Consider the following 21,843-nt stretch of genomic DNA (forward strand, 5'->3'; position numbering starts at 1 on the left):
GCATGGCGAAGACCGCGCTCATCAACAAGGCCAACCGCAAGGCGAAGTTCGCCGTGCGCGCCTACAGCCGCTGCCAGCGGTGCGGGCGTCCGCGTTCGGTCTACCGCAAGTTCGGCCTGTGCCGGATCTGCCTGCGCGAGCTGGCGCACCGGGGCGAGCTCCCGGGCGTGACCAAGTCCAGCTGGTAGAAGTCCGTCCCGGACCACGCCACCCATACCCGACATCCACCTGGAACATCGCAGGTCGGCCCTGCAGGCCGGTGCGGCGCACGCCGCCGCCGGCGCAGGAACGAAACCGCGGTGAGAAAGGGCACGAAGCCCCATGACCATGACCGACCCCATCGCGGACATGCTGACGAGGATCCGGAACGCCAACTCGGCGCACAAGGACCAGGTCGCCATGCCGTACTCCAAGCTCAAGGCGACCATCGCCGACATCCTCAAGGCCGAGGGCTACATCGCCTCCTGGACCTCGCAGGACGCCGAGGTCGGCAAGACCTTGCTCGTCGACCTCAAGTACGGCCCCAACCGGGAGCGTTCGATCGCCGGTGTGCGCCGTATCTCCAAGCCGGGACTGCGCGTCTACGCGAAGTCCACCAACCTGCCCCGGGTGCTGGGAGGCCTGGGCGTGGCGATCATCTCCACGTCCTCCGGCCTGCTCACCGACAGGCAGGCTGCCGAGAAGGGTGTGGGCGGGGAAGTCCTCGCCTACGTCTGGTGACCAGGGAAGGAGCGTAGAGGAAACCATGTCTCGAATCGGACGACTCCCGATCACCGTCCCCTCCGGCGTCGACGTGAGCATCGACGGCGCCAACGTGACCGTCAAGGGGCCCAAGGGCCAGCTCGGTCTCGCGATGCCCGAGCCCATCTCGGTCGAGAAGGCCGAGGACGGCACCCTCCAGGTGTCCCGGCCCGACGACGAGCGCGACTCGCGCGCCCGCCACGGCCTGACCCGCAGCCTCATCGCCAACATGGTCGAGGGCGTGACCAACGGCTACACCAAGAAGCTCGAGATCCACGGAACGGGCTACCGCGTGACCGCCAAGGGCAGCGACCTCGAGTTCGCCCTGGGCTACTCGCACCCGATCCTGATCAAGGCCCCGGAGGGCGTGACCTTCCAGGTCGAGAACCCGACCCGGTTCTCGGTCACGGGGATCGACAAGCAGCTGGTCGGCGAGACCGCTGCCAACATCCGCAAGCTGCGCAAGCCGGACCCGTACAAGGGCAAGGGCGTGCGCTACGAGGGTGAGCACATCCGTCGCAAGGTCGGAAAGGCTGGTAAGTAAGCGATGGCACAGATCGTCAAGCGCGCCAAGAGCAAGTCGGCGGCCCGCGGCCGTCGGCACCTGCGCCTGCGCAAGAAGGTCACCGGCACGGCCGAGCGTCCCCGTCTCGTGGTGAACCGTTCCTCCCGGCACGTCTTCGTGCAGCTGGTGGACGACACCGTGAGCCGGACCATCGCCTCCGCGTCCACGATGGAGCAGGACCTGCGCTCCCTCGAGGGCGACAAGACCGCCAAGGCACGCCGCGTCGGCGAGCTCGTCGCCGAGCGGGCCAAGGCCGCCGGTGTCGAGGCCGTCGTCTTCGACCGGGGCGGCAACCGCTACGCCGGTCGGATCGCCGCGATCGCCGACGGCGCTCGCGAGGGGGGACTGTCCCTGTGACCACCCCGACCAACGGAAAGAGGAACTGACCATGGCTGGTGATTTCCAGCGCCGCGGCACCGGCGACCGCGCGTCGTCCGGCGACGCCCGCGACAACCGTCGGGGCGGCCGCGACAACCGCGACAACCGTCGTGGAGGCCGTGAGGAAGAGCGCAACCAGTACCTGGAGCGCGTCGTCACCATCAACCGCGTGTCCAAGGTCGTCAAGGGCGGCCGCCGCTTCAGCTTCACCGCGCTGGTCGTGGTGGGTGACGGCGACGGGACCGTCGGTGTCGGCTACGGCAAGGCGAAGGAGGTGCCTGCCGCGATCTCCAAGGGCGTGGAGGAGGCCAAGAAGAACTTCTTCCGCGTGCCCCGCATCGCCGGCACCATCCCGCACCCCGTCCAGGGCGAGAAGGCCGCGGGCGTCGTGCTGCTCAAGCCGGCCAGCGCCGGTACCGGTGTGATCGCCGGCGGCCCCGTCCGCGCCGTGCTCGAGTGCGCCGGCATCCAGGACGTGCTGAGCAAGTCGCTCGGCTCCCAGAACGCGATCAACATCGTGCATGCCACGGTCGCCGCGCTCAAGGGGCTCGAGCAGCCCGAGGCCGTGGCCGCCCGCCGCGGCAAGCCGGTCGAGGACGTGGCACCAGCGGCTATGCTCCGCGTCCGGGCCGCGGCCAACGCTGCGAAGGCGGGTGCGTGATGGCCCGTCTGAAGGTGACCCAGGTCAGGTCGACCGTCGGCACCAAGCACATGCACCGCGAGACGGTGCGCAGCCTGGGGCTGAAGCGGATCGGCGACACCGTCATCAAGGAGGACCGCCCGGAGTTCCGTGGCATGGTCCGCACGGTCGCCCACCTGGTGACCGTCGAGGAGGTTGACTGATCATGGCAGACGCCAAGCGAGAGACTGCCGCGCTGAAGGTGCACCACCTGCGTCCGGCCCCCGGCGCCAAGACCGCCAAGACCCGTGTGGGTCGCGGTGAGGGCTCGAAGGGCAAGACAGCGGGTCGCGGCACCAAGGGCACCAAGGCCCGCTACCAGGTGCCCGAGACCTTCGAGGGCGGCCAGACCCCGATGCACATGCGGCTGCCCAAGCTGCGTGGCTTCAAGAACCCGTTCAAGGTCACCTACCAGGTCGTCAACCTGGACCAGCTGTCCTCCTTGTTCCCGCAGGGTGGCACGGTGTCCGTGGAGGACCTGGTGACCCGGGGCGCGGTCCGCGAGGGCCACCCGGTCAAGGTGCTCGGCAACGGCGACATCAGCGTGAAGGTCGACGTGACCGCCGCCAAGTTCTCGGCCTCCGCCAAGGAGAAGATCGAGGCTGCCGGTGGCACCGTCACCGAGAGCTGAGACCGAGCTCGGTCGCAGCACGTCGTGAGGCCCCGGGTCGCGAGGAGCGACCCGGGGCCTTCGGCCATTCAGTCCCAGCAGCGACGGGTGTTATCGTCGTCTGCGATCAAGCCCGCTCCCCGGCGCCCGACGTCTCCACAGCGAGAGCGGCGGCCGGGGGACCACAGGAGGACCTTCGAATGCTCTCCGCCTTCGTGCGTGCGTTCAAGACACCGGATCTTCGCAACAAGATCCTCTTCACGCTCGCGATCATGGCGATCTACCGGCTGGGCACCCACCTGCCCAGCCCGGGCATCGACTACAGCCTCGTGCAGCAGTGCCAGCAGACGGCCAGCGCCTCGGGGAGCATCCTGGGGATGGCCAACCTGTTCTCCGGCGGCGCGATGATGCAGCTGTCGGTGTTCGCGCTGGGCATCATGCCGTACATCACGGCGGCCATCATCGTCCAGCTGCTGACGGTCGTCATCCCCCGCTTCGAGGAGCTGAAGAAGGAGGGGCAGGCCGGCCAGACCAAGATGACGCAGTACACGCGCTACCTCACCATCGGTCTCGCGGTGCTGCAGGCCTCCACGCTCGTGGTCATCGCCCGGGAACCGGCGCGGCTCTTCGGCGGCACGTGCACCACGATCATGCCGGACGACGGCATCGGCACCCTCGTCCTGCTGGTGCTCACCCTGACCGCCGGCACCGGACTGATCATGTGGCTGGCCGAGCTGATCACCGAGAAGGGGATCGGCAACGGCATGTCCCTGCTGATCTTCGTCTCGATCGCCGCGACGTTCCCCTCCTCGCTGTCGGTGATCTACCAGCAGTCGGTCACCACCTTCGTGCTGGTGATGATCATGGGCCTGGCGATCATCACCGCGGTCGTCTACGTCGAGCAGTCCAGCCGCCGGATCCCGGTGCAGTACGCCAAGCGGATGGTCGGCCGGCGTCAGTACGGCGGGACCTCGACCTACATCCCGCTCAAGCTCAACATGGCCAACGTCATCCCGATCATCTTCGCGGCCTCGATCCTGATGCTGCCGCAGATGATCGCGAACTTCTCCCGGCCCACCGACCCCACCGCCACGGAGCAGCCGGGCTGGGTGACCTTCATCGACCGCTACCTGTCGATGGGTATGGGCGGTACGGGCACGCACTGGGTCTACATGGTCGTCTACACCGCGATGATCATCTTCTTCACGTTCTTCTACGTCGGCGTGACCTTCCAGCCGACCGAGGTCGCCGACAACATGAAGCGCTACGGCGGGTTCATCCCCGGCATCCGTGCCGGTCGGCCCACCGCCGAGTACCTCCAGTACGTGTCCACCCGGATCACCACCCCCGGTGCCATCTACCTGGCGATCCTCTCCCTCATCCCGCTGATCGCCTTCAACGTGCTCAACGTCTCCGACTTCCCGCTGGGCGGTGCGTCTATCCTGATCATCGTGGGCGTGGGCCTGCAGACCGTCCTGCAGATCGAGTCCCAGCTCCAGCAGCACGACTACGAAGGGTTCCTCCGCTGATGCGACTCATCCTGCTGGGCCCGCCCGGTGCCGGGAAGGGCACCCAGGCCGCCCGTGTCTCCGCCGCCAACGGGGTGCCCGCCATCTCCACCGGCGACATCTTCCGTGCCAACATCAAGAACGAGACCGCGCTGGGCCGGCAGGTCAAGGAGATCACCGCCTCCGGCGGCTACGTCCCCGACGAGATCACCAACGCCATCGTGCGCGACCGGCTGGCCGAGCAGGACGCGGCCCACGGGTTCCTCCTGGACGGCTACCCCCGCACGACCGGTCAGGTCGAGGCGCTCGACGCGATGCTGGCCGAGGCCGGCCACAGCCTCGACGCCGTGGTGGAGCTGACCGTGGACACCGACGAGGTCGTGCAGCGACTGCTCGCCCGGGCCCAGGACCAGGGGCGCGCCGACGACACCGAGGAGGTCGTCCGGGAGCGGATGCGCATCTACGCCGAGGAGACCGCGCCGCTGGCCGCCGTCTACCGCGAGCGCGGGCTGCTGTCCCAGGTGGACGGCATGGGCACCGTCGAGGAGGTCACCGGCCGGCTCGAGGCCGCCCTGGCCCGGACGACCGGCTGAGCCGGCGCGCGGCATACCCCACGATGTCGATCTTCCGCCGACGTTCCCGGATCGAGACCAAGACACCCGAGGAGCTGCGTGCCATGCGGCGCGCCGGCCTCGTCGTCGCCGACACCCTGGCACTGGCCCGCGACGCCGCCGTCGCAGGCCGGACCACCCGTGAGATCGACGCCCTCGCCGAGGACGCGATCCGCAGCGCCGGTGCGGTCCCCAGCTTCCTCGGCTACCACGGTTTCCGCGGGAGCCTGTGCATCTCGGTCAACGACGAGGTCGTGCATGGCGTCCCGGGGGACCGGGTGCTCGCCGAGGGCGACCTGGTCTCCATCGACTGCGGGGCGATCGTCGAGGGCTGGCACGGCGACGCCGCCGTGAGCCTCGTGGTCGGCGGGCGGACATCTGCACGGCCGGCCGACCTCGCCCTCATGGACGACACCGAGGTCTCGCTCTGGGACGGCATCGCGGCGCTGCGCGCCGGAGGCCGGCTGTATGCCGTGGGCCAGGCGGTCGAGGGGTCGGTCGACGCGGCGCTCGAACGGCGCCGGGCGCAGGGACAGGTCGGCGAGTACGGCGTCCTGGAGGACTTCGTCGGGCACGGCATCGGGCGGCAGATGCACATGGACCCGCAGGTGCCCAACTACGCGGTCACCTCGGCCGGGCCCACCGTGCCCGCCGGGTCGACCTTCGCGGTCGAGCCGATGGTCACGCTGGGGACGATCCAGACCCGCACCCTCGACGACGACTGGACCGTGGTGACCACCGACGGCAGCCGGGCCGCGCACTGGGAGCACACGGTCGCCGTCACCGAGGACGGGCTATGGGTCCTCACCGCGCACGACGGGGGAGCGGAGCAGCTCGCGGCCCGTGGCGTGCGCTGCGCCCCCCTCGGTGACTGACGCGGATTAGCCTTCGGCCTGGCGCGTCGCGTAGGATGGGTCGTCGGTCCCGCGTGGGCCGATGCCGTCGTGTCTGACGACGGCGCACAGCAGTCGACGAAATGTGGAGGACATGGCGAAGAAGGACGGCGTCATCGAGATCGAGGGCACGGTTGTCGAGGCCCTCCCGAACGCGAACTTCCGGGTCGAGCTGAGCAACGGTCACGTTGTGCTGGCTCACATCTCCGGCAAGATGCGTCAGCACTACATCCGGATCCTCCCCGAGGACCGGGTCGTGGTGGAGCTCAGCCCGTACGACCTCACCCGCGGACGTATCGTCTTCCGCTACCGCTGACGTCCGGCCCCCCCGGGGTCGACCGCTGCACGTTCCACGAAATCCAAGCTCACAGATCACACCGAAAGCAGGCAGGCCATGAAGGTTCAGCCGAGCGTGAAGAAGATCTGCGACAAGTGCAAGGTGATCCGCCGTAACGGTCGGGTCATGGTGATCTGCGAGAACCTGCGCCACAAGCAGCGCCAGGGCTGAGCAGAGAGCGACCGCACGTGTCGCAGCTTCGCGAGAAGCGACTGACGACAGAACAGCACGACTGAGCAAGCACAACTGAACATCGCACGACGACAACAGCAGCACCCGACCCCCGCAGACGCGGGACGTCACCCCCGGCCGCGAGAGCCGGGGACCGCGGGCAGATGCCCACCAGGACATGAGGATGCGGACCGGTGCTGTCACCACACTCTCGCTCGATCATCAGGAGCACTGCCAGATGGCACGACTCATCGGTGTCGACCTGCCGCGCGACAAGCGCGTCGAGGTCGCTCTCACCTACATCTTCGGCGTGGGTCGCACCCGCGCCGACCAGACGCTCGCGGCGACGGGTGTCGACCCGTCCGTGCGTGTCAAGGACCTGACGGAGGAGCAGCTGGTCGCCCTGCGCGACCATCTCGAGGGCGCGTACCGCCTCGAGGGCGACCTGCGCCGTGAGGTGGCCGCCGACATCCGCCGCAAGCAGGAGATCGGCAGCTACCAGGGCCTGCGGCACCGTCGCGGCCTCCCGGTGCACGGTCAGCGCACCAAGACCAACGCGCGGACCCGCAAGGGCCCCAAGCGCACCGTGGCCGGCAAGAAGAAGGCCACCCGCTAGGTCGGTCGGCCCCCCGACCACGGCGGACCCGCCGCCCCGGTGAACCGGGACCGCGACGTGTGCGCCACCGCATACTTGCTCTTCCACCAGGAGAAAACACATGCCACCCAAGAGCCGTCAGGCTACTGGCGCGCGCAAGACGCGCCGCAAGGAAAAGAAGAACGTCGCCCTCGGGCAGGCTCACATCAAGAGCACGTTCAGCAACACCATCATCTCGATCACCGACCCGACCGGTGCCGTCATCGCCTGGTCCTCCTCGGGCCAGGTCGGCTTCAAGGGTTCGCGCAAGTCGACGCCCTACGCCGCGCAGATGGCCGCCGAGGCGGCCGCCCGTCGCGCCATGGAGCACGGCATGCGCAAGGTCGACGTCTTCGTCAAGGGCCCGGGCTCGGGCCGCGAGACCGCGATCCGGTCGCTGACCGCCGCGGGCCTCGAGGTCGGCGCGATCTCCGACGTGACGCCCCAGGCGCACAACGGAGTCCGTCCCCCAAGAAGCGTCGCAACTAAGAGCACCGGAAGGAACTAGGTAGACAACCATGGCCCGTTACACCGGACCCATCACCAAGAAGTCCCGCCGGCTGAAGGTCGATCTCGTCGGCGGCGACAAGAACTTCGACCTGCGCCCGTTCCCGCCGGGGCAGCACGGCCGTCGCCGCACGCAGGAGAAGGAGTACCTCACCCAGTTGCAGGAGAAGCAGAAGGCCCGCTTCACCTACGGCGTGATGGAGAAGCAGTTCCGTCGCTACTACGCCGAGGCGGCCCGCCGCCCCGGCAAGACCGGCGCGAACCTGCTCGTCATCCTCGAGTCGCGTCTGGACAACGTCATCTACCGGGCCGGCCTGGCCCGCACCCGCCGCGCCGCCCGTCAGATGGTGACCCACGGTCACTTCATGGTCAACGGCCACCGGGTCGACGTCCCGTCCTACCGCGTCTCGCAGTACGACATCGTCGAGGTGCGCCCGCAGTCGGTCGAGACCTTCCCGATCCAGCTCGCTCGCGAGACCTACGGCGACCGTCCGGTCCCCGCCTGGATGAAGGTCGTCCCCGGCACCCTGCAGATCCTCATCCACCAGCTGCCCACGCGTGAGCAGATCGACACGATCCTCACCGAGCAGCTCATCGTGGAGCTCTACTCCAAGAACTAAGCGGGCGGGGGGCTCCGCCCCCCACCTGCCCCCCGACGGCCAGGAGCTCGCGTCGCTCGCGCGCTCCTGGCTGTTCCGGGGAATCCAGGGCTCGCGAGCTCGCCGGATTCCCCGGGCTCGCTCCGCGAGCGGGCAGGTATGCGGTCTTGCACCACATACCGGTCCGCTCACCGCCGCGGTCACGGACAGAGGTGACCGCGGTCAGCCGGCCGCAAGGCCGGAGACGCACCGGGCGTCATATAGCGGTCGCCCGTGGAAAGGACACCACCAGTGCTCATCGCACAGCGCCCCATCCTCTCCGAGGAGGTCGTGGCCGACAACCGGTCGCGGTTCGTCATCGAGCCGCTCGAGCCGGGCTTCGGCTACACCCTCGGCAACTCCCTGCGCCGGACGCTGCTCTCCAGCATCCCCGGCGCCTCGTTGACCAGCATCCGCATCGACGGCGTGCTGCACGAGTTCTCCACCATCCCCGGGGTGAAGGAGGACGTCACCGAGATCATCCTCAACCTCAAGAGCCTGGTCGTCTCCAGCGAGCACGACGAGCCCGTCGTGATGTACCTGCGCAAGCAGGGCGCCGGCGCGGTCACCGCGGCGGACATCGCCCCGCCGGCGGGCGTGGAGATCCACAACCCCGACCTGCACCTGGCGACCCTGAACGACTCGGGCAAGATCGAGATGGAGATGACCGTCGAGCGCGGTCGCGGCTACGTCTCCTCCCAGCAGAACAAGTCCGGCGACCAGGAGATCGGGCGCATCCCGGTCGACTCCATCTACAGCCCGGTCCTCGCCGTGACCTACAAGGTCGAGGCGACGCGTGTCGAGCAGCGCACCGACTTCGACCGTCTGGTCGTCGACGTGGAGACCAAGCACTCCGTCTCCCCGCGCGATGCGATGGCCTCCGCCGGCAAGACCCTGGTCGAGCTCTTCGGCCTGGCGCGCGAGCTCAACGTCGAGGCCGAGGGCATCGAGATCGGCCCGGCCAACGGGGACGGGGCCCTGGCCTCCGACCTGGCGCTGCCGATCGAGGAGCTGGACCTGACCGTCCGCTCCTACAACTGCCTCAAGCGCGAGGGCATCCACTCCGTGGGCGAGCTCGTGGGCCGCAGCGAGGCCGATCTGCTGGACATCCGCAACTTCGGCGCGAAGTCCATCGATGAGGTCAAGGACAAGCTGGCCGAGATGGGCCTGGCGCTCAAGGACAGCCCCGCCGGCTTCGAGGGCGCGGCCGGCTACGAGGACGGGTCCTACGACGACGAGGGTGACACCGCGTTCGTCGAGGACGAGCAGTACTGATATCTACTTCACCCGAGGAGTCTGTTAAATGCCTGCACCCACCAAGGGTCCGCGCCTCGGCGGCGGTCCGGCGCACGAGCGCCTGATGCTGTCCAACCTGGCCGCCGCCCTGTTCGAGCACGACCGCATCACCACCACCGAGGCCAAGGCCAAGCGTCTGCGCCCGCTGGCCGAGCGGCTGATCACCTTCGCCAAGCGCGGCGATCTGCACAACCGCCGACGGGTCCTGTCCAGCATCCGGGACAAGGGCGTCGTCCACCGCCTCTTCACCGAGATCGCGCCGGACATGGCCGAGCGCGCCGGCGGCTACACCCGGATCACCAAGATCGCGCCGCGCAAGGGCGACAACGCCCCCATGGCCGTGATCGAGCTGGTCCGCGAGCCGGTCGCCAGGAAGGCCGTCGTCACCCAGGCGGAGGGCGCCACCAAGCGCGCCGCCAAGGACGCGCAGGCCGCGCAGGCCGCGCAGGCCGAGGTGGCTCCCGCCGCCCCGGCCGAGGTCGTCGAGGTCAACGAGACCGCCGCCGAGGACACCACCGAGGCCGCCATGGTCTCGGCCGGTGCCGACGACGCGCGCGACCCCGGCGCCGACAGCGGTCCGGCCACCGAGGACGGTCCGGCGCCCGAGGGCTCGGACGTCAAGGGCGACGCCGACGACGAGAGCTGAGCCACCCGGTCGTCCCGGACCGACCACGAGGCCGCCTTCCCTGACGGGGGAGGCGGCCTCGTCGCGTCGGCGGCAGGGCAGGATGGTGCCGTGCGGATCAGGATCGACCTCGCCTACGACGGCACCGACTTCTCCGGCTGGGCGCGCCAGCCCGGGCTGCGGAGCGTGGAGCAGACCCTCGCCGAGGGGCTGGGCACCGTCCTGCGCACCCCGCCCCCAAAGCTCACCGTCGGCGGGCGTACCGACGCCGGGGTACACGCCCGTGGCTCGGTGTGTCACCTCGAGGTCGACCCCCGGGTATGGCGTGCGCTGCCGGGACGTTCCGCCCGCCCCTCCGGTGAGGCGCTCGTCAGCAGGCTGCGCGGGGTGCTGCCCGGCGACGTGGTGGTGCGGGCGGCCACAGCGGTGCCTGGCACCTTCGACGCGCGGTTCTCGGCGCTGCGTCGGCGGTACACCTACCGGGTCTGCGACCGGCCACACCTGCTGGACCCGCTGCGGCGGCACGACACCGTGGTCTGGCGCCGTCCGCTCGACGTCGCCCTCATGGACGAGGCCGGGGGCACGCTCCTCGGGCTGCGCGACTTCGCGGCGTTCTGCCGCCGGCGCGACGGCGCCACCACCGTGCGGACGCTGCTCGCCCACGGTTGGTGGCGTGACGACACGGGCGTGCTGGTCGGCACGGTGGAGGCCGACGCCTTCTGCCACTCCATGGTGCGGGCGCTCGTCGGCTCGGTCGTGGCGGTCGGTGAGGGCCGTCGGCCTGTCGGCTGGCCGCTGGAGGTGCTGCGGGCCGGTCGACGCGACCCGGCGGTCCAGGTCATGCCGGCGCACGGACTGTGCCTGGAGGAGATCTGCTATCCGGAGGGGGAGGAGGCGCTCGCGATCCGGGACCGGGAGAGCCGGGCCGTCCGTTCCCTGAACGACCCGCAGGTCGGGCAGGAAGGAGACGCTCCTACCGGCTAGGTTGGAGGACATGCTCGCCGCCTACGCCGAGACCGTCTCCGCCGACGACCCGCTCTCGGGGCTGGTGGTGGGCGAGCGGCCCCAGCCCGAGCAGCGCGACGGTTGGACCGTCCTGCCCGTCGTGGCCGCCGGCCTCAACCACCACGACCTGTGGTCCTTGCGCGGCGTCGGCCTGCCGCAGGAGCGGCTGCCGATGATCCTCGGCTGTGACGCGGTCGTGCGCCACCCTGAGCACGGCGAGGTGGTGGTGCTACCGGTCGTGACCGGCACCCCCGGCTGGGCCGACGACATCACCCTCGACCCACGCCGCTCGTTGCTCTCCGAGCTGCACCAGGGCACCCTGGCCGAGCGGGTGGCGGTGCCGGACGGGCACTGGGCCCCGCGGCCTGATCACCTCAGCGCCGTCGAGGCGGCCGCGCTGTCGACCACCTGGTTGACGGCATACCGGATGCTCTTCCGCAACGCGGCGGTCCGCCCCGGCGACACCGTCCTCGTGCAGGGGGCCGGCGGTGGTGTGGCGACCGCCCTGGTGCAGCTCGGCGCGGCGGCCGGGCTGAACGTGTGGGTGACGAGCAGGGACGAGGGCAAGGCGGAGCGGGCCCTCGGCCTGGGCGCTCAGCAGGCCTTCGCCACGGGGGAGCGGCTGCCGGCCCGGGTCGACGCGGTCCTGGAGAGCGTGGGAGCGGCGACCTGGTCGCACTCCGTCAACGCGCTGCGCCCCGGCGGGACGATCGTCATCTGCGGGGCGACCTCCGGCGACGCCCCCGAGCGTGCCGAGCTGACCAAGATCTTCTTCAAGCAGCTGCGCGTCGTCGGCTCGACGATGGGCACGCTGGCCGAGCTGCGGCAGCTGTGCAGCTTCGTCACCGCCACCGCCCTGCGGCCCGTCCTCGACCGCACCTACCCGCTGGACCGGACCGCCGAGGCTCTGGCGCAGCTGGAGAGCGGCCACGTCGTCGGCAAGATCGGCATCGAGGTGGCGTGACGTAGGCCCACGCCCACCAGCCCGCAGGCCTCTGACCTGCACTGACCCGCGGTCCCCACCGCCGCCGCAGGTGGGTCCTCCGCGCGGTTTGGACCCCGGCTCGTGGGGGTGTACAGTAGGTCTTCGCCGCCCACGGAAGTGGGAAGCGGCATCCCAGCCAGGAAGTCCTGGCCCCAGCTCGACGATCCGGACACGGATTTGGAGCACGGGGACTGGTCAGGTCGGCTGGAGAGGTTGCCCCGGACGGGAGGCCCGCACAGCGGGCGGAACGACGGTGTGCGTCCGATCTTTGAGAACTCAACAGCGTGTCAGATTATTGATGCCATAGTTTATTTTGTGCTGCTGCGTCGTGCCGCCCCCGGTGGGGCGTGGTAGCTTTTTTGTCAGGAATCTGTTCTCTTTGGTAAGAGTTTAGGTTTTTATCGGAGAGTTTGATCCTGGCTCAGGACGAACGCTGGCGGCGTGCTTAACACATGCAAGTCGAACGATGAAGCGGTGCTTGCACCGTGGATTAGTGGCGAACGGGTGAGTAACACGTGAGTAACCTGCCCTTCACTCTGGGATAACTCCGGGAAACCGGTGCTAATACTGGATATGACCTCAACCTGCATGGGTATGGGGTGGAAAGATTTATCGGTGGTGGATGGACTCGCGGCCTATCAGCTTGTTGGTGGGGTAATGGCCTACCAAGGCGACGACGGGTAGCCGGCCTGAGAGGGTGACCGGCCACACTGGGACTGAGACACGGCCCAGACTCCTACGGGAGGCAGCAGTGGGGAATATTGCACAATGGGCGAAAGCCTGATGCAGCGACGCCGCGTGCGGGATGACGGCCTTCGGGTTGTAAACCGCTTTCAGCTCTGACGAAGCTTTTGTGACGGTAGGAGCAGAAGAAGCACCGGCTAACTACGTGCCAGCAGCCGCGGTAATACGTAGGGTGCGAGCGTTGTCCGGAATTATTGGGCGTAAAGAGCTTGTAGGCGGCTTGTCGCGTCTGCTGTGAAAACCCGGGGCTTAACCCCGGGCTTGCAGTGGGTACGGGCAGGCTAGAGTGTGGTAGGGGAGACTGGAATTCCTGGTGTAGCGGTGGAATGCGCAGATATCAGGAGGAACACCGATGGCGAAGGCAGGTCTCTGGGCCATTACTGACGCTGAGAAGCGAAAGCGTGGGGAGCGAACAGGATTAGATACCCTGGTAGTCCACGCCGTAAACGTTGGGCGCTAGGTGTGGGTCCCATTCCACGGGGTCCGTGCCGCAGCTAACGCATTAAGCGCCCCGCCTGGGGAGTACGGCCGCAAGGCTAAAACTCAAAGGAATTGACGGGGGCCCGCACAAGCGGCGGAGCATGCGGATTAATTCGATGCAACGCGAAGAACCTTACCAAGGCTTGACATGTACCGGAAACCCTCGGAGACGGGGGCCCCGCAAGGCTGGTACACAGGTGGTGCATGGTTGTCGTCAGCTCGTGTCGTGAGATGTTGGGTTAAGTCCCGCAACGAGCGCAACCCTCGTTCTATGTTGCCAGCACGTGATGGTGGGGACTCATAGGAGACTGCCGGGGTCAACTCGGAGGAAGGTGGGGATGACGTCAAATCATCATGCCCCTTACGTCTTGGGCTTCACGCATGCTACAATGGCCGGTACAGAGGGCTGCTAAGCCGCGAGGTGGAGCGAATCCCTTAAAGCCGGTCTCAGTTCGGATTGGGGTCTGCAACTCGACCCCATGAAGTCGGAGTCGCTAGTAATCGCAGATCAGCAACGCTGCGGTGAATACGTTCCCGGGCCTTGTACACACCGCCCGTCAAGTCACGAAAGTCGGTAACACCCGAAGCCGGTGGCCCAACCTCTTGTAGGGGGGAGCCGTCGAAGGTGGGACTGGTGATTGGGACTAAGTCGTAACAAGGTAGCCGTACCGGAAGGTGCGGCTGGATCACCTCCTTTCTAAGGAGCGTCACTGGCCGTGGTCGTGCGCCTGTTCGGGTGCGGGGCCGTGGTCGTAGGTGGCCTGCTGCGTGGGCGTTCGTCCCACGGTGGGTTGCTCTGGGTGGAACATCGGTTCTCTGTCGCTGCGCCTGGTTCTTGTGCGTCGCTGGTGAGTACGGCTCCCGTTCGTCGGGGGTGGGGAAAGCTGGTGCGTGCGGGGTGGGTGCGGTGCTGACACGTTGTTGGGTCCTGAGGGATCGGGCCCCCGGCCGGGAAGCTGGTCGGGGTTCTGGTTGCTCTGGTTCGTCCGGGGCCCCGGGGTCGTTCCCATACCCGCACCGTTGGTGGTGTGCGTGGTGGGCGAGCTGTCCGGGGTGGGCCTGGTCGTATGTTGAGAACTGTACAGTGGACGCGAGCATCTTTGTGGCTTTTAAGTTTTTAAGGGCGCACGGTGGATGCCTTGGCACCAGGAACCGAAGAAGGACGTGGGAATCTGCGATAAGCCTCGGGGAGTCGATAACCAGACATCGATCCGAGGATCTCCGAATGGGGCAACCCGGCAGGCTTCATCGCCTGTCACCCGTACCTGAATATATAGGGTGCGTGGAGGGAACGTGGGGAAGTGAAACATCTCAGTACCCACAGGAAGAGAAAACAACAGTGATTCCGTGAGTAGTGGCGAGCGAAACCGGATCAGGCTAAACCTTGTCTGTGCGACACCTGGTAGGGGTTGCAGACGGGGGGTTGTGGGAGTGCGTGTACCAGTGCTACCACGCTGGTGCGGAGTAAGAAATCGGTAGCATAGGCGAAGGGTCTGGGAAGGCCCGGCAGAGACGGTGAGACCCCGGTAGCCGAAATGTTTCCGACTCCGTGTCGTACCACCCAAGTAGTACGGGGCCCGAGAAATCCCGTACGAATCTGGCAGGACCACCTGCTAAGCCTAAATATTCCCTGGTGACCGATAGCGGACAAGTACCGTGAGGGAAAGGTGAAAAGTACCCCGGGAGGGGAGTGAAATAGTTCCTGAAACCGTGTGCCTACAATCCGTCGGAGCTGGCCTGCGGGCTGGTGACGGCGTGCCTTTTGAAGAATGAGCCTGCGAGTTAGTGCTCAGTGGCGAGGTTAACCCGTGCGGGGTAGCCGTAGCGAAAGCGAGTCCTAACAGGGCGATTGAGTCGCTGGGTCTAGACCCGAAGCGGAGTGATCTACCCATGGCCAGGGTGAAGCGCGGGTAAGACCGCGTGGAGGCCCGAACCCACTTAGGTTGAAAACTGAGGGGATGAGCTGTGGGTAGGGGTGAAAGGCCAATCAAACTCCGTGATAGCTGGTTCTCCCCGAAATGCATTTAGGTGCAGCGTCATGTGTTTCTTGCCGGAGGTAGAGCTACTGGATGGCTGATGGGCCCCACCGGGTTACTGACGTCAGCCAAACTCCGAATGCCGGCAAGTGAGAGCATGGCAGTGAGACTGCGGGGGATAAGCTTCGTAGTCGAGAGGGAAACAGCCCAGATCACCAGTTAAGGTCCCTAAGCGTGTGCTAAGTGGGAAAGGATGTGGAGTTGCGCAGACAACCAGGAGGTTGGCTTAGAAGCAGCCACCCTTTAAAGAGTGCGTAATAGCTCACTGGTCAAGTGATTCCGCGCCGACAATGTAGCGGGGCTCAAGCACACCACCGAAGCTGTGGCAGCAGCATCTTTGCCAGGCCTCACATCCGTGTGGGGTCCAGGCGTGCTGCTGGGTAGGGGAGCGTCGTGCCGCGGGTGAAGCCTCCGAGTGATCGAGGGGTGGACGCGGCACGAGTGAGAATGCAGGCATGAGTAGCGAAAGAGGAGCGAGAAACTCCTCCGCCGAATAACCAAGGGTTCCAGGGTCAAGCTAATCTGCCCTGGGTAAGTCGGGACCTAAGGCGAGGCCGACAGGCGTAGTCGATGGACATCCGGTTGATATTCCGGAACCGGCGAAGGACCGCCCAGTACCGAATCGCGTGATGCTAAGCGCCTGAAGCTTTCCGTCAACCGCCCTTCGGGGTGGTGCGGGGAGTGGAACGCGTGACCCTAGCGTGTAGTAGGTAAGCGATGGAAGGACGCAGGAAGGTAGCCTCCGCGTGGCGATGGTTGTCCACGTCCAAGAGCGCAGGACCGGGGATCGGTAAATCCGCCCCATCAGTGTCCGAGGCTTGATGGTGACCGTGTATGCGGGAAGCAGGGTGATCCTATGCTGCCTAGAAAAGTTCCTAGCGAGGTCCGAGCCGCCCGTACCCCAAACCGACTCAGGTGGTTAGGTAGAGAATACCAAGGCGATCGAGTGAATCGTGGTTAAGGAACTCGGCAAAATGCCCCCGTAACTTCGGGAGAAGGGGGGCCGAAGACGTGAGACCCCTTTGCGGGTTGGCGTCGACGGCCGCAGAGACCAGGGAGAAGCGACTGTTTACTAAAAACACAGGTCCGTGCGAAGTCGCAAGACGATGTATACGGACTGACGCCTGCCCGGTGCTGGAACGTTAAGGGGACGGGTCAGCCACTTCGGTGGCGAAGCTCAGAACTTAAGCGCCAGTAAACGGCGGTGGTAACTATAACCATCCTAAGGTAGCGAAATTCCTTGTCGGGTAAGTTCCGACCTGCACGAATGGCGTAACGACTTCTCCACTGTCTCAACCACGAACTCGGCGAAATTGCACTACGAGTAAAGATGCTCGTTACGCGCAGCAGGACGGAAAGACCCCGGGACCTTTACTATAGCTTGGTATTGGTGTTCGGTACGGCTTGTGTAGGATAGGTGGGAGACTATGAAGCGGGCACGCCAGTGTTCGTGGAGTCAACGTTGAAATACCACTCTGGTCGTTCTGGATGTCTAACCTCGGTCCGTGATCCGGACCAGGGACAGTGCCTGGTGGGTAGTTTAACTGGGGCGGTTGCCTCCTAAAGAGTAACGGAGGCGCCCAAAGGTTCCCTCAGCCTGGTTGGCAATCAGGTTTCGAGTGTAAGTGCACAAGGGAGCTTGACTGTGAGACAGACATGTCGAGCAGAGACGAAAGTCGGGACTAGTGACCCGACGGTGGCTTGTGGAAGCGCCGTCGCTCAACGGATAAAAGGTACCCCGGGGATAACAGGCTGATCCTGCCCAAGAGCTCATATCGACGGCATGGTTTGGCACCTCGATGTCGGCTCGTCGCATCCTGGGGCTGGAGTCGGTCCCAAGGGTTGGGCTGTTCGCCCATTAAAGCGGTACGCGAGCTGGGTTTAGAACGTCGTGAGACAGTTCGGTCCCTATCCGCTGCGCGCGTAGGAAACTTGAGGAGAGCTGTCCCTAGTACGAGAGGACCGGGATGGACGAACCACTGGTGTGTCAGTTGTCCTGCCAAGGGCACCGCTGATTAGCTACGTTCGGACGTGATAACCGCTGAAAGCATCTAAGCGGGAAGCACACTCCAAGATGAGGTTTCCATGCCCTACGGGGTGAGAGGCTCCCAGCTAGACTACTGGGTTGATAGGCCGGACGTGGAAGCACAGCAATGTGTGGAGCTGACCGGTACTAATAAGCCGACAACTTAAAACAACAAAGATGTTACGCGTCCACTGTACGGTCTCTCGAGATACGAACACGCCCCGACCGGCACCCACCCGCCCCGTGCGGGCAGGCGCCCGGCACGCGCGGCAACGTTCGAACAACTCGATAGTGTTACGGCGGTCATAGCGTCAGGGAAACGCCCGGTCACATTCCGAACCCGGAAGCTAAGCCTGACAGCGCCGATGGTACTGCACCGGAGACGGTGTGGGAGAGTAGGACACCGCCGGACCAACATTGGTATTGTGCCCCCGCACCGACATCGCTCGGTGCGGGGGCACAGTCATGTCCGGATCCGCGCGTGCCAGAATGGCCCGATGCTGGTACGGATGTTTGAGCCGATGACCCTGCGCGGGCTCACCGTGCAGGGACGGGTGTGGGTGTCGCCGATGTGCCAGTACAGCTGCCTCCCCTCCGAGCCGGGCTTCGTCACCGACTGGCACCTGGCCCACCTCACCTCCTTCGCCGTCGGGGGTGCGCCGATGATCGTCACCGAGGCCACGGCCGTCACCAACGAAGGGCGAATCTCGCCGTGGGACGCCGGGCTGTGGGAGGACCAGCACATCCGCGGCTGGGAGCGGGTCGTCACCCAGGTGCACCGGGTCGGCTCCAGGATCGGGGTGCAGCTCTCGCACGCTGGCCGGAAGGGATCGGTCTACGCGCCGTTCCACCGCCGTTCCGGGAGCGTGCCGGCGGAGGAGGGCGGCTGGGCCACGGTGGGTCCGGGTGAGGATGCGTTCGGCGCCTACGCGGGCCCGCGGGCACTGTCCGTCGAGGAGCTCGACGGGATCGTCCGCTCGTTCGCCCACGCGGCCCGGCGTGCGGTGACCGCCGGTTTCGACGCGGTAGAGATCCACGCGGCCCACGGCTACCTGCTCGCGCAGTTCCTCAGCCCTCTGGTCAACAAGCGCACGGACGGCTACGGGGGTGACGACGAGGGACGACGCCGGCTGACCTACGAGGTGGTGGAAGCCGTCCGTGCGGTCCTGCCCGAACGCATCCCCGTTCTCGTGCGGGTCTCGGCGACCGACTGGAGCGAGGAGTCCCCCGGTGGGGTCACCGGCGATCTCCGGCGCACCGTCGAGCTCGCGCGGGGGCTGGAGGATCGAGGGGTGGATCTCGTGGACGTCTCGACCGGCGGCAACGTGCCTGACCCGACCATCCCTGTCGGGCCCGGCTACCAGACCCGGTTCGCCCATGCCCTGCGCACCGACGTGGGGATCCCGATCGCCACGGTCGGGATGATCACCCAGGCGCGGCAGGCGGAGCACGTCATCGCCACCGGGCAGGCCGACGTGGTCTCGCTGGCCCGGGCCGCCCTGGCCGACCCGCACTGGTGGCACCGTGCCGCCCACGAGCTCGGCCACGAGCTGCCCTGGCCGCCGCAGTACCGCCGGGTCCTCGACCGGCACGTGTTCTGAGCGCTGGCAGGCGCGGCCCGCCCGGCCGTTCCTCGCCCACGCCCTTGGGGGCGTGGCGCTCTGCGCCACGCCCGTACGGTCAGGGCAGGATGGGACGATGCGTCCAGTCGACCTGCACCGGGCCGCCGCCCACTGGCTGACCCGTGACCTGCTCGCCCTGCCCGTCCACGCCATGCCCGAGGGCGTCGCCGCCGAGGACCTGACCTGGACGCTCGGGGTGGCCCCCGGCGGCGGCCTCTCCGTGCACGCGCCGGCGCCCCCGGTGGAGCTCACGCTGGCCCTGGCCGACGGGGCCCTGCCGCACCCGGTCGCCGAGACCTTTCCCCACCTGGCGGCCTGCCACCCGCTGCACCTGACGGGGCAGGACGCGGCGGGCGCCGAGGAGCTCCTCACCGGTCAGGTCGTCCTCCTCGGGCGGGACGTGGACGGCGAGCTCGCGGTCGCGACCTCGCTCCAGGTCGCAGGCGTCCTCGACGACCTCTACGCCGACCGCGCCACCCGCCGGTCCTACGGCCCGACGTGGACCTCCGACGAGGACGGCACCAGGACGCCGACCGTCACCGTCTGGGCCCCCACCGCCCAGCACGTCGACCTGCTGCTGTGGGATTCCGTCCCGGGGCCGGACCGCGATCGGGCGTGGGCGCCGCCCGGCGAGCCGGCGGTCGTGGCGATGACGCGCGGGGACGACGGCTGCTGGACCGTCACCGGCACTCCGGAATGGGCCGACCGTTGCTACCTGCTCGAGCTGCTGCACGTCATACCCCGGACCGGCCGGCGGCAGAAGGTGCGCAGCACCGACCCGTGGTCGGTGGGTCTGACCATCGACTCCACCCACTCCGTCCTCGTCGACCTCCAGGACCCGGCGTGGGCTCCCGAGGTATGGCGTTCCGCACCGGTGCCGACGGCGATCCGGGCGGTGGACCAGACGATCTACGAGCTGCACGTGCGCGACTTCTCCCGGGACGACGAGGAGGTGCCCGAGCAGCTGCGAGGCACCTACCTGGGCTTCGGGCCGGACGGGGCCGGGCGCCGGCACCTGGCCGCTCTCGCCGAGGCGGGACTCACGACGGTGCACCTGCTGCCGGTCTTCGACCTCACCTCGGTCGAGGAGGACCCCGCGCTCAGGGACGCGCCGGACCGCGACGAGCTGCGGTGGCTCTCCGATCAGGACCCGGCGGGGACCCGGCAGCAGGTGCTGGTCGCTCGGACCGCGGACCGCGACGCGTTCAACTGGGGCTACGACCCGTGGCACTTCATGGCTCCGGAAGGTTCCTACACGACCAGCGCGGGGGAGGCGCACGGTGGCCGGAGGGTCGCGCAGTGCCGCACCATGGTCGGTGACCTGCACCGGCTGGGCCTGCGCGTGGTGCTGGACCAGGTCTACAACCACACCACCGACTCCGGGCTGCACAGGGCGTCGGTCCTGGACCGGATCGTCCCGGGCTACTACCACCGGCTGGATCGCGACGGCTGGGTGGCCACCTCCACCTGCTGCCAGGGCCTGGCCACCGAGCACGCGATGGGCCAGCGGCTGATGGTCGACGGCTGCGTGCTCTGGGCGCGCCACTACCGGGTCGACGGCTTCCGCTTCGACCTCATGGGACACCACAGCCGGGCCAACCTCGAGGCGGTCCGCGCGGCCCTCGACGAGCTGACGCCCGAGCGTGACGGCGTCGACGGGCGGGCCGTCCACCTCTACGGCGAGGGCTGGAACTTCGGGGAGGTCGCCGGCAACGCACGCTTCTACCAGGCGACCCAGGGCCAGCTGTCCGGCACCGGGGTCGGCACCTTCAACGACCGGCTGCGCGACGCCGTGCGGGGGCACGTGCACGACGACGACCCGCGCTCGGGACGTGGGCTGGGCACGGGCGGCGCGTCGCCGCACGACACCGACCTGCTCCAGGTGGGGCTGGCCGGCGGGCTCGCGGGCGTGCGCTTCCTCTCCCAGGAGAGCGGGCAGCCGGTGACCGGGGCCGGCGTGGCCTACGGATCGGCGCCCGCCGGCTATGCCACGTCGCCGGAAGAGGTCGTCAACTACGTCGACGCGCACGACAACGAGACGCTCTGGGACACGCTCCTGCTCAAGCTGCCCCAGGAGACCCCGATGGCCGAGCGCGTGCGCCGCAACACCCTCGCGCTGGCCACGGTCACGCTGTCGCAGGGCATCTCCTTCTGGCACGCGGGGACCGAGGTGCTGCGGAGCAAGAGCCTGGACCGCAACAGCTTCGACTCGGGGGACTGGTTCAACCACCTCGACTACAGCCTGCGCGACAACGGGTTCGGCCGCGGGCTGCCGCCGGAGCCGGACAACGGGCGGCGCTGGCCGGTCCTGGCGCCGCTGCTGGGCGACCCTGCCCTGCGCCCGTCGACGCAGGACATGCGCCTCGCCCGCGACTGCGCCCTCGACCTGCTCCGGATCCGGCGCGACCTGCCCCTCCTGCGGCTCGGGTCGTCCGGGAGGGTGCTGGACAAGGTGTCCTTCCCCGTGTCGGGGACCGAGCACGGCAGGCCGGACGTGGTCGTCATGCTCGTCGACGACACGGCGGGCGAGCAGGTCGACCCGCTGCTCTCCGGGGTGCTGGTCGTGCTGAACCTGTCGTCCGGGCCGGTGCGCCAGCACGTGCCGTGGCTGGCGCCGGAGCGCTGGAGGCTGTGCGACGTGCAGCGGGACGGGGCGGACCCGGTGGTGCGTGGGACGACCTGGGACGCGCAGGCCGGGTCGGTCGAGGTGCCTGCCCTCACCGCCGCGGTGCTCGTCCGTCCCCGCGGCTAG

At 67.6% G+C, this 21,843-nt stretch carries 20 protein-coding genes, 3 rRNA genes and 1 pseudogene; all 24 read left to right on the plus strand.

Features of this window, described 5'->3' with window-relative positions; all coding sequences use genetic code 11:
• Positions 1-2 precede the first annotated feature (2 nt).
• The 24 genes and pseudogenes from DV701_RS16955 to pulA all read left to right on the plus strand — a co-directional run bounded on the left by DV701_RS16955 (position 3) and on the right by pulA (position 21,843).
• Positions 3-188, plus strand: a complete 186-nt coding sequence (locus tag DV701_RS16955; protein WP_114930074.1) for a type Z 30S ribosomal protein S14 — start codon at positions 3-5, stop codon at positions 186-188.
• Positions 189-321: 133 nt separating this feature from the next.
• Complete coding sequence (rpsH, locus tag DV701_RS16960; RefSeq protein WP_114930076.1) at positions 322-720, plus strand: 30S ribosomal protein S8; 399 nt, start codon at positions 322-324, stop codon at positions 718-720.
• Positions 721-745: 25 nt separating this feature from the next.
• A complete protein-coding gene (gene rplF, locus DV701_RS16965; protein WP_114930078.1) occupies positions 746-1,285 on the plus strand; it encodes a 50S ribosomal protein L6 in 540 nt (179 codons plus the stop codon).
• A gap of 3 nt (positions 1,286-1,288) precedes the next feature.
• On the plus strand, positions 1,289-1,663 hold the full coding sequence (gene rplR, locus DV701_RS16970) for a 50S ribosomal protein L18 (protein ID WP_114930080.1): 375 nt from the start codon (positions 1,289-1,291) through the stop codon (positions 1,661-1,663).
• Positions 1,664-1,694: 31 nt separating this feature from the next.
• A complete protein-coding gene (rpsE, locus tag DV701_RS16975) occupies positions 1,695-2,345 on the plus strand; it encodes a 30S ribosomal protein S5 (RefSeq protein ID WP_114930082.1) in 651 nt (216 codons plus the stop codon).
• Positions 2,345-2,527, plus strand: a complete 183-nt coding sequence (rpmD, locus tag DV701_RS16980) for a 50S ribosomal protein L30 (protein ID WP_114930084.1) — start codon at positions 2,345-2,347, stop codon at positions 2,525-2,527. Before rpsE ends, rpmD begins: the two co-directional genes overlap by 1 nt.
• 2 nt (positions 2,528-2,529) lie before the next feature.
• Positions 2,530-2,994, plus strand: coding sequence for a 50S ribosomal protein L15 (gene rplO / locus DV701_RS16985; RefSeq protein WP_114930086.1), 465 nt, complete (start codon positions 2,530-2,532; stop codon positions 2,992-2,994).
• A gap of 179 nt (positions 2,995-3,173) precedes the next feature.
• The gene (secY, locus tag DV701_RS16990) at positions 3,174-4,502 is read left to right on the plus strand and encodes a preprotein translocase subunit SecY (protein ID WP_114930088.1); all 1,329 of its coding nucleotides are present in this window, start codon (positions 3,174-3,176) and stop codon (positions 4,500-4,502) included.
• Positions 4,502-5,074: an adenylate kinase gene (locus tag DV701_RS16995; protein ID WP_114930090.1), complete on the plus strand. Its 573-nt coding sequence runs from the start codon at positions 4,502-4,504 to the stop codon at positions 5,072-5,074. Before secY ends, DV701_RS16995 begins: the two co-directional genes overlap by 1 nt.
• Positions 5,075-5,097: 23 nt before the next feature.
• On the plus strand, positions 5,098-5,967 hold the full coding sequence (gene map, locus DV701_RS17000) for a type I methionyl aminopeptidase (protein ID WP_114930092.1): 870 nt from the start codon (positions 5,098-5,100) through the stop codon (positions 5,965-5,967).
• Positions 5,968-6,079: 112 nt separating this feature from the next.
• On the plus strand, positions 6,080-6,301 hold the full coding sequence (infA, locus tag DV701_RS17005; RefSeq protein ID WP_114930094.1) for a translation initiation factor IF-1: 222 nt from the start codon (positions 6,080-6,082) through the stop codon (positions 6,299-6,301).
• Between the two features lie 78 nt (positions 6,302-6,379).
• On the plus strand, positions 6,380-6,493 hold the full coding sequence (gene rpmJ / locus DV701_RS17010) for a 50S ribosomal protein L36 (RefSeq protein ID WP_006592630.1): 114 nt from the start codon (positions 6,380-6,382) through the stop codon (positions 6,491-6,493).
• Positions 6,494-6,731: 238 nt separating this feature from the next.
• Positions 6,732-7,109, plus strand: a complete 378-nt coding sequence (gene rpsM / locus DV701_RS17015; protein ID WP_114930096.1) for a 30S ribosomal protein S13 — start codon at positions 6,732-6,734, stop codon at positions 7,107-7,109.
• A 100-nt stretch (positions 7,110-7,209) separates the two neighbouring features.
• Positions 7,210-7,635: a 30S ribosomal protein S11 gene (rpsK, locus tag DV701_RS17020; RefSeq protein WP_114930098.1), complete on the plus strand. Its 426-nt coding sequence runs from the start codon at positions 7,210-7,212 to the stop codon at positions 7,633-7,635.
• A 10-nt stretch (positions 7,636-7,645) separates the two neighbouring features.
• Positions 7,646-8,254, plus strand: coding sequence for a 30S ribosomal protein S4 (gene rpsD / locus DV701_RS17025; protein WP_114930100.1), 609 nt, complete (start codon positions 7,646-7,648; stop codon positions 8,252-8,254).
• 270 nt (positions 8,255-8,524) lie between these two features.
• A complete protein-coding gene (locus DV701_RS17030) occupies positions 8,525-9,547 on the plus strand; it encodes a DNA-directed RNA polymerase subunit alpha (RefSeq protein ID WP_114930102.1) in 1,023 nt (340 codons plus the stop codon).
• Between the two features lie 28 nt (positions 9,548-9,575).
• Positions 9,576-10,202 (plus strand): annotated as a pseudogene (gene rplQ, locus DV701_RS17035) (50S ribosomal protein L17, sunset domain variant); the annotation flags it as partial.
• A gap of 102 nt (positions 10,203-10,304) precedes the next feature.
• Entirely contained in the window at positions 10,305-11,177 is an 873-nt protein-coding gene (locus tag DV701_RS17040; RefSeq protein WP_114930106.1) for a tRNA pseudouridine synthase A, read from the plus strand.
• Positions 11,178-11,187: 10 nt separating this feature from the next.
• Positions 11,188-12,162: a zinc-binding dehydrogenase gene (locus DV701_RS17045; RefSeq protein ID WP_114931318.1), complete on the plus strand. Its 975-nt coding sequence runs from the start codon at positions 11,188-11,190 to the stop codon at positions 12,160-12,162.
• Positions 12,163-12,581: 419 nt separating this feature from the next.
• Positions 12,582-14,104: ribosomal RNA gene (locus DV701_RS17050) — 16S ribosomal RNA — on the plus strand.
• A 410-nt stretch (positions 14,105-14,514) separates the two neighbouring features.
• Positions 14,515-17,640 (plus strand): 23S ribosomal RNA (locus tag DV701_RS17055).
• Between the two features lie 124 nt (positions 17,641-17,764).
• Positions 17,765-17,881: ribosomal RNA gene (gene rrf / locus DV701_RS17060) — 5S ribosomal RNA — on the plus strand.
• The 16S, 23S and 5S rRNA genes sit together here, the layout of an rRNA operon.
• 97 nt (positions 17,882-17,978) lie before the next feature.
• The gene (locus tag DV701_RS17065) at positions 17,979-19,070 is read left to right on the plus strand and encodes an NADH:flavin oxidoreductase/NADH oxidase (RefSeq protein WP_228255095.1); all 1,092 of its coding nucleotides are present in this window, start codon (positions 17,979-17,981) and stop codon (positions 19,068-19,070) included.
• 97 nt (positions 19,071-19,167) lie between these two features.
• Positions 19,168-21,843, plus strand: a complete 2,676-nt coding sequence (gene pulA / locus DV701_RS17070; protein WP_114930110.1) for a pullulanase-type alpha-1,6-glucosidase — start codon at positions 19,168-19,170, stop codon at positions 21,841-21,843.

Origin of the sequence: Ornithinimicrobium avium, assembly GCF_003351765.1 — a bacterium.
Classification (GTDB): domain Bacteria; phylum Actinomycetota; class Actinomycetes; order Actinomycetales; family Dermatophilaceae; genus Ornithinicoccus; species Ornithinicoccus avius.

Bases quoted from the DNA above. Each gene is read 5' to 3' on its own strand.
- DV701_RS16955 (WP_114930074.1), top strand. From the start codon at position 3: ATGGCGAAGACCGCGCTCATCAACAAGGCCAACCGCAAGGCGAAGTTC.
- rpsH (WP_114930076.1), top strand. From the start codon at position 322: ATGACCATGACCGACCCCATCGCGGACATGCTGACGAGGATCCGGAAC.
- rplF (WP_114930078.1), top strand. From the start codon at position 746: ATGTCTCGAATCGGACGACTCCCGATCACCGTCCCCTCCGGCGTCGAC.
- rplR (WP_114930080.1), top strand. From the start codon at position 1,289: ATGGCACAGATCGTCAAGCGCGCCAAGAGCAAGTCGGCGGCCCGCGGC.
- rpsE (WP_114930082.1), top strand. From the start codon at position 1,695: ATGGCTGGTGATTTCCAGCGCCGCGGCACCGGCGACCGCGCGTCGTCC.
- rpmD (WP_114930084.1), top strand. From the start codon at position 2,345: ATGGCCCGTCTGAAGGTGACCCAGGTCAGGTCGACCGTCGGCACCAAG.
- rplO (WP_114930086.1), top strand. From the start codon at position 2,530: ATGGCAGACGCCAAGCGAGAGACTGCCGCGCTGAAGGTGCACCACCTG.
- secY (WP_114930088.1), top strand. From the start codon at position 3,174: ATGCTCTCCGCCTTCGTGCGTGCGTTCAAGACACCGGATCTTCGCAAC.
- DV701_RS16995 (WP_114930090.1), top strand. From the start codon at position 4,502: ATGCGACTCATCCTGCTGGGCCCGCCCGGTGCCGGGAAGGGCACCCAG.
- map (WP_114930092.1), top strand. From the start codon at position 5,098: ATGTCGATCTTCCGCCGACGTTCCCGGATCGAGACCAAGACACCCGAG.
- infA (WP_114930094.1), top strand. From the start codon at position 6,080: ATGGCGAAGAAGGACGGCGTCATCGAGATCGAGGGCACGGTTGTCGAG.
- rpmJ (WP_006592630.1), top strand. From the start codon at position 6,380: ATGAAGGTTCAGCCGAGCGTGAAGAAGATCTGCGACAAGTGCAAGGTG.
- rpsM (WP_114930096.1), top strand. From the start codon at position 6,732: ATGGCACGACTCATCGGTGTCGACCTGCCGCGCGACAAGCGCGTCGAG.
- rpsK (WP_114930098.1), top strand. From the start codon at position 7,210: ATGCCACCCAAGAGCCGTCAGGCTACTGGCGCGCGCAAGACGCGCCGC.
- rpsD (WP_114930100.1), top strand. From the start codon at position 7,646: ATGGCCCGTTACACCGGACCCATCACCAAGAAGTCCCGCCGGCTGAAG.
- DV701_RS17045 (WP_114931318.1), top strand. From the start codon at position 11,188: ATGCTCGCCGCCTACGCCGAGACCGTCTCCGCCGACGACCCGCTCTCG.
- DV701_RS17065 (WP_228255095.1), top strand. From the start codon at position 17,979: ATGTTTGAGCCGATGACCCTGCGCGGGCTCACCGTGCAGGGACGGGTG.
- pulA (WP_114930110.1), top strand. From the start codon at position 19,168: ATGCGTCCAGTCGACCTGCACCGGGCCGCCGCCCACTGGCTGACCCGT.